Raw genomic sequence first — 11,794 nt, forward strand, 5'->3', positions numbered from 1 at the left:
AATGCTCCCGTGGCACAGCTGGATAGCGCGATCCCCTCCTAAGGGATAGGTCACAGGTTCGAATCCTGTCGGGAGCGCCAGATAAATAAAGGCCTGAGAGCAGATTTTGCTGTCAGGCCTTTTTGGTATATTTATTTCTGTGTAGCAAATAAATGTACTTGATAGAAATAACCTAGCATGAATTTGGACACTTCTGAGTTAAGAAGTACCAACTGCCAAGTTTCTGAACAAAGATTAGTTCTGTGCCCCTTCAACAAACCTCTGTAGAAAGTGGTTGGAGCATTCAGTTATTTGAAGACGCTTAGGATTGGCGAACGTATGCATGAATCAGAATTAATGCATCATTAGTTCACCAATAATAGTTATAAGAATGGCATTTGTTAGCGGAAAACAAATATCAGATGATTCTCTGGCAGTATCTCTAAATTTATTTTTGTAACTTGCTTCATTGACCTCTGCCATCGAAAGAAATCGCCAAGCATAGATAAATCTGTGATTGGCGATGAACGGAAGTTTTTAAATATCGTATCCACCTACGGGCTTGTATGACCACCATGTTTTTGATGGGAATGGTTCGCGTAGTGTGTTTGTCCCACAATGGACTTCACCTGACATTTCATGGTAAGCATACCAATCTTGGATAAAGTGAATGTCTCGCCAATAGAGAGATTCCGAGAAAGCCTTTTCAAAAGCACAAACACCATTTATTACTGGACCATATGGTTTGGGCACGATGCTAGTGTTACCCAAAACTAAATGGTTTACCATGTCTGGGAAATAAGCAAGCGTGCGCCCATCTGATGGATGGAATAATACAGGTATGTTCACAATATGTGAGTCGTCAATCCCCAATTCTTTTTTTAGAGTTAACACATTGCCGTCCATGTGTGCCTGACAGTTGTCATTGAACTGCCAGAATTGGTTGTTCGCCAACAGTGAACTAATACTTATTTCCGCTGAATCGCCGCTGGCTGGAGTACCGCGCATTCTACCTTGAAACATAATCTCACTACCATAGCCACGGTGCTCAAGGTCATTCAGTATGTCCCTAGCTTTATCTATAGAGGCTACCCCGACAACAAAGCCGATTTCATTTGGTGCTGGAATAAAACATATTATTTCGTCAACATGTCCAACAGCTAACCAGTCAGTATTTATCTCAAAAGGATGTTGTACTTTTTGTCCATAGAGAAATTTACGTAGTTGAGGCATCATTTGTCTATCGCCATCATTGTACTCCCCATACTTTTTTCCACCAAACACTATGCGGCCAAACGGATAATTGGTTCCATTGACTGTTACAGGGGGGCTTACCTCTAAGTTTCCGAATGAGTCGAGGCTATTGGCATCGCTTCCACCTATCTGAAAATGGCCAAAATCTTCTCCTAATAAGGCCTTTTCTGGAAAATCATCAAGTCCTCTATCTCTTGGGCTATCCATGACGACAGGAAGAACATGAGTAGGGCTTTGTTGGTAACCAAACTCAATTTCATCCTGAATCCATCTATCACCTAGATTGTCTTGTGGTTCAATGATTGTGAGTGGCACCGATATTGTGTCTAGTGCCTGTTTGAGCTCTTTCAAAAATAATTGATTTGGGTTGTGTTCTGTTGGGCCAACCCTACACGTGTACACTTGCTTGGGAGGTAAAGTGTTTGGAGTCATGATCCAAGGGGCGACTCTAAAAACTGCGCTAGTAGAAAGTGTGACAACTTTATTTTGAACGAGTCCAGCTTCAATTGTGATTAGCCCCTCAAAATCTGAAGAAGGGTACTCGTGCGCTTCAATGAAAAGCGTTTCGCCTCGTGAACTTAAATCTGGAGAAGTTACGAGAAGATTCTTATTGGATCTTCCCAATATTACTTCAAACTGTCCGGATGCGTTTTCTTTATAAATAGAAAAGCGTCGTGCTGCTGATTCTGTAGTAAACAGCTTTGCAGTAATTCCGAACGGTAACTGATTAAAACCCATGTCTAACAAGTGGAATGGTGCCCATTCGGAAAAGCCGCCTAAAGTAGGATGCGCATCATTGATATCTTTGTCATTGTTGACCATAACGATGGCACCGCGTTGCTCTTGCCCCCACACCCACACATCAGCAGCATTGTCTTGGTAATCAAGCTGGCCGTTTCGAGTGCTGTCAGTCTGCAATTGCAGCTTAAAGACAAATAAATCTGATATATGTTCTTTTTCTAACTGCCCGTTTGGATGATAGTATTTGACAGTTAGCTTGGATTCACCGCCTGACTCTGATTTAATACGTGTAGCTAATATTGGAGCATTTATGAGTTGGTTGTGGATAACAGGTGTCCAACCTCCATTGATATAGCATTCAATAGCAAGTGCTGAATTGCCGGTACTAAACTCAATACCTCCAAGTTGTTTTTCTACATTTATCCTTTTCCATTCCCCTGAGATAAACAAGATTTGAGCTTTCATTGTTAGTAATCCTTCCATTATTAAGTTATGTCTTGAACAAATAATTCACTTAGAAGGTGTAGGACAACAATGTCGATAAGTTACTAGGGGTTCTAGTGATGACACCTACGCCGCCTCTCATTATAGTCAACTTGTTTCTATTCTCCATTTTTAGTATTGGAAGAGGTATATGGATCTGCTCTTCGCAAGAAAGCGTAACAAACTTTGGGGCAAAGATGAGCCAACAGAGATCCTATTGACTCGAAGTAGGATAGGAATGGTTTAGTGCTTAATTGAGCTTAGTTACCTTTCCTTTAGCTAAGTTTTCTTGTTGCTTAATGAATTTGAAAAAATTGGTTTCACTAATGAATGGATTTCCGTTATTGCCAAGTTTATCTCTGTTCTCAAACAGATAGTTTTTGTGTGGATGATTGGAAAGGTTCACGCTAACAATTGGTGACTGAAGCGCTATTTTTCTTATCTTATCCATACTGTTCAAAAACATTCCAATCATCTCTGGGTCTTTACCACTATAGCTATGACCACCAACAATGAAGGCTCTATACTCTTTGTCGCTATCCTCGACAGTGAAATCCAATGAGTAGTCGCCAAGAGTATGACCAGGAGTAAGGTAAAACTTGAACTCTTTACCGCCAAGTTCCATTGATACATCGTCTTTGATCTCAATATCTAACTTTGGGGGTATAAACTTGTTTAGTTCCTTTGCTTCCTTCGATTGCTGTATAGATAGTTCGTAGGCACTCTTTGTCATCACTACCTTCGCATCATACATTTCTTGTAAGTACTGAGCTCCACCAACGTGATCTGAGTGTCCATGAGTCACTAGAACATGTGTGACTCCCCTATCTTCAAGTCCTAGCTTTCTGAGGTTTATAGGAATCCATTTAGAATAAGGGAAATCAAGAGAATCAATGACCACTAACCCATCATTGGTTTCTACCGCGTAAGAAGAAACCCACTTGTCACCAACATAATACACATTATCGAACATCTTGAATGGTTCTATATAACCATTTTTATCGGTCATTTCTGGCGCTTGTCCGCTTGCCATCGAAAGCCCAGAACAAGACATAAGAAGACCTAATATAAACCTTTTCATTGAGTTACCATTTATCGTTCGTCTGATATTTGACTTGTATTTCGAGATGCTACTAATACGATTAGGATAACCATTACGTATATGGTGCCAGCTTATAGTGAGATAGCTAAAGTTAAGGCTATACAAGCAAAAAAGCTCCAACACCACAAAGAGTTAAGGAACATTATTACTTTAAATTTCGTCGAGTCAGTCTTGACCCTATGCTTTATAAAAGGGTAAGCGATGCAATAACGATGATATCGCCCACCGACAGATACAAGTGACCTACTTAACCAACTGGCTTCTAGTTTACGGGGTTCTAATGCTAGCTGTTTGTCCACGAACTTCATTCTCTCTGAATCACCAAGTATTGTTCTAGCTGAAATAAACACAAAAGGTAAAGTCCAGATGATCACATACCCCCAGAGAACCACTGCAATTATTTTTAACGCCAAATCTAATGAACCCAAATCAGATACTAACGTGAAGGCAAAGCAGATACTTCCTTACAGAAACTATGTAGCACTATCCAAACCCGTTAATCAGTTTAAAGGTGAAACCAATCAAAAATAACGCGATAGATGTGTAAGAAAACAAAGAGTTCATAAGCATGACACGATGCTCAATAGGATTTGCTAGTCTGCGTTCCGTCTTTCTAAATAAATACTTTCGTGAATATGAAATAAACCGTGAACCTCGACCAAACGACAGCGAATCTTGCATTTTAGTCTCTTCAAACCCAAACACCTCATCTAGTTTATAGATATGATGTGAATCTCCCAACCCAGAACGAATCATTTGAAAAGTATATGGGAGCACCCAAATGACCCATAAAGCAACCATCAAGAAAAACGGTACACCCAACAAAGTAATAACCCACTGTTCCACTAAAATTCCTCTATCACATCAATAGCGGTCTCGTAAATAAATTCACCGACCTCGTAAGTGCCCTCTGCTGCTATTTTCGCAGCAGTCGAGAAAGAAACGCCACCGACGGCCGCTCCCACACCACCACCAACTATAACCGCAATTGCAACGACTGGAGCTGATGCAGCTGACCCCACAACTGCTAAAGCAATAGTAACACCCATGGCTCCACCTTTAATTCCACCGTAGTAACCACCATAAAGACCTGCTACCTCTTTAAATGAAGTCTTAGCGCACTCGCCATTTTCTTCAATCACACAAGCCTTATGAATATTGGTTGCAGCACTCCCTACTCCAAGTAGCACACCTAGCCACCCAACAGCTTTTGATCCCATTATTGCAAGTGCAACTCTCGCAATGCGTCGTCCAAGGTGCGGAACTACACCTTTTGAGATGATCTCATCCGCATTGTGAATTACCGATTTAGTAGATAATCTTAGGTTTCTCTTAATTTGCTTAAATGCAGGGATATTGACACTTCTCTTGCTTAGGGATGTTAAACCATCATCTAGTTTACCTAATAGCTTAGCTCTCTCGGCAATGAATGGACCATAGTTCATCACTCCGGTTTTATTCGCTACAGCAACGTCTCTAACATACAGATGATTTAGCTCTTCCAAAATTGAGTTTATATGCGTCAATCTTGACTCTACCGCAGCGGCTGCCGCACCAACACCTAAGCTCGCTATAGCAAAATCATCCGTTAGCTTCGCATTATCAATAATGTACTTGCTGGTTTTTGGAAAGACCTCATCGACAAAATACTCCCCAGCTTCTGAGAGCTTATAATCCAATAGCTCAAAATATCGATATGCAGTAGCAACCTCCTCTTCAGTGAGCCTTATTAATGCATTACTCGCAGCCCTAGCGTCTTCTATTAAGTAGGTCAGTCTATTCTTGTCTGACTCTGTAACAGGTTCTCCTGAAACAACCACTACAATCTCACCTTGGCGTACAGGGTTATTAAGATGGGCATTAGCCTTTTTAACCAGTTGCTTTTGTTCTGGCGTCGTTTCAGAAGTAAACAAACTAGCCCAAAGCTCATCCTGAGATTGGGTAGCCTCGCACTGCATCCAACCTAACGCAAATGCGACAGCTTTTTCCTGTTCCGTATTGTTAGCTTGAATTTGATTCCAGTTATTTTCACTCGCAGCGTGATTCTCTCTTCGCTGCTGGTCTAAACGCTCTTTAGTGCTTAGTTTTGGTTTTACTTCTTCTTTAGGGGCAAGTTCACGAGGGCCGAAACCCATAGGTGTTCCTATATCACGATATAAGTCTGTATTCTTTAATTTCTTGCCAAAGAATTCTTCTTCTAACGACATGATTTTAATACCAGTTCAACTAACTTTTTGGCGTAGCATACACTACGAATATTCAGGGTAAAAACTTGCTCAGACAGGCAGTTTTTCTCACCTAAACTCCCTTTGAACCTCCCCCACTTACCCCACTCCACAGCTGACAAGTGGGGTAAGTGGATTGAAGTTCTAACCTTCATAAAGACTCCAATGGCGTCACGGTGGGAAAGCAATATCTATTCGTTCCATTGAGCAATTTCCTTTCTATTTTTCCTTCCTTACTTAACAGGGATAGTGCTTTACCCACTGCATTACCTCTAGAGACATTTATGCCTATAAATTCACAGATCTGCTTGGTCGTCATCCACTCTCGCGCTTTGTCTTCACAAACATTGATATGTTCGGAAAGCATGTTGTACCAAACCCCTTTATCAACATACTTTTCGGAGTCTTCTGCAATAAGCCTTTGCTCATCTCTAGTCAACGTCCAAGCATAGCCTTCGTTTAAAAGTAGATGCTTTACCTCAAGCCAAAACTGCTTCAACCGTTCAGGATTGATTAACACCAACTCTCCAGAGCGAGAAAAGCGCCACCCTAAAACTTCATTGAGTAATGACATGTCTGTCTCTTTCACTAACTCAATCACCGCATATCTTGAGTTTCCCGTTTCATCTTTAAGGAAGTCGGTACCATTTACGGTGGCTATTAAGTTCGTCTGTCTGGGCTTTTTAATGTCCGTTCTCGCATACGGTGGTCTTATCGTGTCGCATGATCGCGTAATAAATGCCTTCAACGCTCCCTGACAGTTTCGCGTCGAACGCTCTAACTCTCCGAGTTCAACAATCCATGAACGAATTACCGAAAGAACGTTATCTTTATTGTCAGGGTTAAGCTCCGAACCTTCTAAAAAGGCACCATGCATCACAGTGGCAATACGCTCTACAAACGCTGTTTTTCGAAACGACTGTTCCCCTTGCAGAACTGGCACTAACTTCGACTTAAAGTTAGGGACGTATAGAGATGCAACGCACCCCACTAACCATCGTTTCATAACAACGGAAGCAAGTCCGTTGTTTTTGGCTCTCAAACAACTGATAACTTTATCTACTCGCTTTTTTCCATCCCATGAGTCATTCAACCATTCCTCTATAGGGTGGTAACTATTTTCCAGTGCCACTGCTGCAAAGTGGTCATCAATTGAGGCTCTCGGTAGAGAGTGAATCGAGGCTAGGGATATCAATTCACTTCTGATGACTTCAGGAGTGCCTATGCACTCCTGACCACTATAGATATCCTGCTCCAATGTCATTTTGTTGTGTTTTGCTTCGTATCCCGCATATTCGAGTAACGCCTTCAGGTTGCTGGCTGTATTGAGTACGATTAGCTTTCCTGAATCCGTATACTTCACATGGGGAAATTGAAGTGTTTCCCCATCATTAGACATTGCTCAGCCCCCCCTGAAGAACATGCTCCAGTTTAGAATGGTTATCTAACCAGCTATCTAGATCCTCTTTTAGATAGCGGACAGAACGGCCAATCTTGATAAATGGTGGTGCTGCAGTTCGATTGCCTCTCAGTCCTTCCATTCTCGCCTGTCTCAGAAAAGAACGACTCATTCCAATGTACTCGGCGGTTTCCTGCTCTGTATATGCTCGTTTGTTTAAGTAGACTGACATAACACTCATCTCCTTCGTTGTTCGTGACGGAACAATAAGAAAATGGATTATCTTCACGTGCATAAAACCGTGCATTTAGCCGTGCATGTTTTTCCTAACCTCACTCAAAATGTTTTGAAAACGTCGGTAAGACAGCCCTTCTTCTCCAGTACTTTTGTATATCAACCTTTCATCACTGATCTCATCTACGACCATATCAATATCGAATTCATAGGCTTCAGTCCGGATATCCTGACGAATGCGATTCCAGACTTCTCTAGACTGAGCATCTGGATACTTCTCTAAAACTCGTTTCTGAATTTCTTTTATAGGATGAGTCTCTACCGATTGGTTAAAGTCGGTTAGGTTTGGGTTGTCGTGTCGGTTAGCTAACCGCATAGAGTCTGGAGATTGATAACTTCCTACAGCGCCAGTATTCACTTGGTTTACTTCGGTTACTGCAACCGAATCTAAATGGTTACCTAACTGGTTACCTAAACCGAAATGCTGATAGAGAGCTTGACGGCTCAACCTAATAGACTCTGTTTTTAAACTAATAGGTTGCAGCATTAAATTACGAGTACTCTTAGAAAAAGCACTGACCCCTGAGTCAAAGATCTTCAGCGCTGCCGCAAAGCCCACTTCATTTGGCTTTTCATCCAATCTACACCCCATTTCTTTCTCAAAGAAATGCTTGAGGCTCGATTGTTCAGGAATCCCGAGCACCACACGTGAAACAATGTATTCAAGGCCTTCAAGCTCATCTAAGGAAGTAGCAATACGATTAAAACAACCCTCTGCACATTTGGGAAAAACATCGCTAACTAATCTGTGTTTTGAACAACTCAAAAATTTAACGACTTCCAACTTTGTCAGCTTCAAGCTGCCGTCATTGATTAAAGAGAGAGACTGCTTATTGGTAAGTTTTACAATTCCTCTAAAATCAAAAATCGCTAGTAACGTGTTGTCGCTAGAAACTCCACCTGCACCCTGTAAATTTACTAGTGCGTTCAAGCAGAATCTGTCGTACTCAATCGCATCCATCACTTGCTCACGGTTGACCGGAGTTATTTTTTCTAGCTCGGATAACCTTATAAACTCGCGCTTATCTTCCATGATTGATTCCAACATAATCGATTAGCCTATAAGACTAACGGCTGCGGCTTTGTGCTCCGGTGCTAAGTGGGCATACCTCAAGGTCATTTTCAGATCAGAGTGTCCCAATAGCTCACGTACCGTGTTTAAATCCACTCCAACCATGACTAATTTGCTAGCGAAGTGGTGACGGAGATCATGAAATCGAAAGTCGGTTATTTTTGCTTCCCGAAGAACCCTTAACCATGGCTTTTTAATATCTTTGATAGGAACATCAGACCTAGATGCAAACACATAGTCGCGCCTCTTATTTTGAAGCTGCCAAGACTCCAAAACTTCTAAGACGGTATCATTGAGAGGGATATTGCGACTTTTTTTAGCTTTTGCGTTCTGGGCTCTCACGGAAAGATATTGCTGCTCAAAATCAACATCGTCCCACTTCAAAGCCAGTAATTCTCCTCTGCGTAAACCGGTGTTTATTGCCGTGATTACAAGGGGCTCTAGGTAATCGACAAATCTAACGTTATCAAAAGTTGGGTAAAGGTGTTGATTTCTCTCTTGTCGGTGTCGATTTCCAGAACGTCTCTGAGCTCTAATTTGCTCGTCTCTATTTCTAAGAGCTCGCATTAGTGTTCCTTCCTCCATCTCTGACAAATACCGAACACGTGTGTTTTCTTCTCTTACTAACTTAACTTTGTTCAAGTTATGAGATTCAATCCATTCCCATTCAACAGCACGGTTGAATGCGTCTTTTAATCGATTAACGGCGTAACTGATAGTAGCGGGAGAGCGACCAAGTTTACGCCGCTCGGTTACCCATTTCTGTATATCCCAAGCATTAACCTCAGCCAGCGGTTTCTTGAGGATTGATTTGAAACTAGACGTGATAACTCGATAAGCATGGCGAGATGTTTTGGGGTTTAAAGATTCAAGATAGGGTAAATACGTTTCTTCAAGGTAAGTACCAAGTGTTAGTTTGATTGTCTTTGCGGTTTTCAGCTCTCGCTTGTCGATATGAACATCAACACCACTAGCCACAAGCCCAGCGACTTCTTTTGCCCTGTCTCTTGCTTGATTCGGCGAGAGTACAGAACCAGAGCCAATAAGGTAGTTTCGTTGTTTGCCATCGACACGGTAGTAGAAGTAATACTTCACTTTCCCCTGCAATGAAATGCGAGCATGGAAGCCGTGAATTTCTGTATCATTAATTCTCCTATCCTCGATACGAAGACCCTTAATCGTCGAAACTGTTATCTTCTTTGTGACTGGCATTACGCGATTCCATGTAGCAAATGAAGCGTAGTTCCATCGACAAAGATGAACAATGAAGAACAAGATTATTAAAGTTAATTTATAAATTTCAAGGTGTTACAGATCACCCTTGTACATCGCTGTATATACTTAAACAATTGAAAAATATACTCCTAAGGGATAGGTCACAGGTTCGAATCCTGTCGGGAGCGCCAGACTTTTTAAGGGGCTAAGTAATCATTATTTAGCCCCTTTTGCTTTATGTCAGAGTGTGCAACGACAACTTAATAAACAAGTTTGTCGTTTCGCCCGTACAAAACAGCTTCTATTAAAAATCAAACCTTCTACATTTGTGGACATTCAACTAAAATAGCTATTAACAAAACTATTTATAAAAATGAATGACCAAAAGTAACTTGACCACTAACACTGGTCACCGCTTTATTTCAAAAGCCAAGACAGCATTTAAGATTCATATCCACACACCTGACGACAAAGTTCTTCATCGTTCGGTGGGGTATGTGCGTATTGGCGAGAAAAAGGGACTGAAGAAAGCGATAAAACTTCGCAATGAGCTTGGTTCAGAAATGTGGGGCAAGTTTTGGCGTAAATTACTCAAAGATCCTTATTTGATGACTCGCTTACCGCATTCACTGGAGCCTAAAATTATCTTCAAGCCTAGGCCAACTAAAGATAACCCAACTGCAAAAGATGAGTGCTACATAGCGGCTTGGCGCAACTACGACGAAAACGGTAAGTTAATATACAAAAGTGTCGTCTGCTCAATCAAAAAACATGGTCGATTGGCAGCTTACTCAAAAACTAAGAAAGCCTTATTGGAAGCCAACAAAGAGAACCTAGAAATCCTCGAGTTTATGGGGCGTTTAAATAGTATTGATTTGAAGTGATATCCGACTTGATTGAAACAAAAAGCCTTGGCACAACGCCAAGGCTTTTTCGATTTTGTAGAGTTTACTCTGCTTCGTATTCAAATGCTGGAACGACGATTTCCACACGTCGGTTTTGAGCGCGCCCCTCTACCGTTTCGTTCGAAGCGATAGGGTTATTCTCACCTTCACCGGTCGCTGTAATACGAGAGCTGTCGATTCCTTCTTCTAGCAAGGCATTTTCAATCGATTTAGCTCGTTTTTCGGAGAGTTTTTGGTTGTAAGCAGCCGCACCACTTGAGTCTGTGTACCCAGTAATTTCAACATTGGACTGAGGATACTGCTTCATAAACTGAACCAATTCCTCTAGCATTGGTAAGCTTTCGGGCTTTAGTTCAGAACTATTTAAAGCAAATGCACCAGAATCAACGACCTTAGTTTCAAAAGTCTTAATCACAGGTGTAACAACCACAACCTCTTCTACGACTTCCTCAACCACTTTCTCTTCTGCCACATACGGTTCAGAAACTGGCTGCTCACTAGCACCAAACTTATAAACAAACCCAAGAGTGGCTGAATTCACTGCCGCTCTCACATAATCATTATTCACATCTGTCAGACGTTGGTATTCAAGACGAACTGTCACGTTTTTGTGCGAATCCAGTTCAAGACCAACGGCCCCAAGGAAAGAGTTATCATTCTTGCTACCATAATCTACACGGGCGCCACCAAACTTACCGTAAAGCGAAAAATCTTCCGTCAGAGACAAGTTGAGCTTAGGTGCAATAGTAAAGGCTTTTACTTTCTCATCTGCTAGACCATCCGCAGTGAACTCGCCCAGATAGTCATAACCCGCCTCAAGTGATAGATAATCCATGAACTGATAACCGGCTAAAACACCTGCCGTAATTGAGTCATCATCACAATTGGCGGTAATCGAAGTGCAAGCATCATCCAACCATGACTTACCGACTTTACCACCTAAATAAAAATCAGCATTTGCATTCATTGATGCAAGTGCAAGCGTACAAGAAATTACCACTGCTAACTTTTTCATGAGTCCTTCCCCATTTTTCATTATGTTTATGTTGTCTATGCCAATAGCCGACTAACTACCTTAGCCTAGCTTAGTATTTAGACACCTTTATTACTGTTGCATATAGCACA

10 protein-coding genes and 1 tRNA gene are annotated in these 11,794 nt (G+C 41.5%); 2 read left to right on the plus strand and 9 right to left on the minus strand.

What is annotated here, in order from left to right; genetic code table 11:
* Positions 1–3 precede the first annotated feature (3 nt).
* Positions 4–80 (plus strand) — tRNA-Arg (locus AC6R16_RS05805).
* Positions 81–516: 436 nt separating this feature from the next.
* Here AC6R16_RS05805 and AC6R16_RS05810 read toward each other — a convergent pair.
* The 8 genes from AC6R16_RS05810 to AC6R16_RS05845 form a co-directional block, all read right to left on the minus strand.
* Positions 517–2,439, minus strand: a complete 1,923-nt coding sequence (locus AC6R16_RS05810) for a protein-arginine deiminase family protein (RefSeq protein WP_500673845.1) — start codon at positions 2,437–2,439, stop codon at positions 517–519.
* A gap of 268 nt (positions 2,440–2,707) precedes the next feature.
* Positions 2,708–3,538 (minus strand): MBL fold metallo-hydrolase, encoded by an 831-nt coding sequence (locus AC6R16_RS05815; protein WP_500673846.1) that lies wholly within the window; start codon positions 3,536–3,538, stop codon positions 2,708–2,710.
* A 504-nt stretch (positions 3,539–4,042) separates the two neighbouring features.
* On the minus strand, positions 4,043–4,405 hold the full coding sequence (locus AC6R16_RS05820; RefSeq protein WP_500673847.1) for a hypothetical protein: 363 nt from the start codon (positions 4,403–4,405) through the stop codon (positions 4,043–4,045).
* Positions 4,405–5,766, minus strand: a complete 1,362-nt coding sequence (locus AC6R16_RS05825; protein WP_500673848.1) for a hypothetical protein — start codon at positions 5,764–5,766, stop codon at positions 4,405–4,407. Before AC6R16_RS05825 ends, AC6R16_RS05820 begins: the two co-directional genes overlap by 1 nt.
* Before the next feature lie 169 nt (positions 5,767–5,935).
* Positions 5,936–7,183, minus strand: coding sequence for a VapE domain-containing protein (locus AC6R16_RS05830; RefSeq protein ID WP_272275825.1), 1,248 nt, complete (start codon positions 7,181–7,183; stop codon positions 5,936–5,938).
* The gene (locus tag AC6R16_RS05835) at positions 7,176–7,415 is read right to left on the minus strand and encodes a helix-turn-helix transcriptional regulator (RefSeq protein WP_500673849.1); all 240 of its coding nucleotides are present in this window, start codon (positions 7,413–7,415) and stop codon (positions 7,176–7,178) included. Before AC6R16_RS05835 ends, AC6R16_RS05830 begins: the two co-directional genes overlap by 8 nt.
* Positions 7,416–7,490: 75 nt before the next feature.
* Positions 7,491–8,510, minus strand: coding sequence for a hypothetical protein (locus AC6R16_RS05840; RefSeq protein ID WP_500673850.1), 1,020 nt, complete (start codon positions 8,508–8,510; stop codon positions 7,491–7,493).
* A 21-nt stretch (positions 8,511–8,531) separates the two neighbouring features.
* Positions 8,532–9,761, minus strand: a complete 1,230-nt coding sequence (locus AC6R16_RS05845; protein WP_500673851.1) for a site-specific integrase — start codon at positions 9,759–9,761, stop codon at positions 8,532–8,534.
* A 380-nt stretch (positions 9,762–10,141) separates the two neighbouring features.
* Here AC6R16_RS05845 and AC6R16_RS05850 point away from each other — a divergent pair, with 380 nt between their 5' ends.
* On the plus strand, positions 10,142–10,648 hold the full coding sequence (locus AC6R16_RS05850; protein WP_500641650.1) for a Fe3+-citrate ABC transporter substrate-binding protein: 507 nt from the start codon (positions 10,142–10,144) through the stop codon (positions 10,646–10,648).
* 64 nt (positions 10,649–10,712) lie between these two features.
* Here the strand turns inward: AC6R16_RS05850 and AC6R16_RS05855 are convergent, their stop codons facing one another.
* Complete coding sequence (locus AC6R16_RS05855; RefSeq protein ID WP_500673852.1) at positions 10,713–11,684, minus strand: OmpA family protein; 972 nt, start codon at positions 11,682–11,684, stop codon at positions 10,713–10,715.
* Positions 11,685–11,794 lie beyond the last annotated feature (110 nt).

The organism is Vibrio sp. R10-SG3-ISO10 (genome assembly GCF_059834185.1).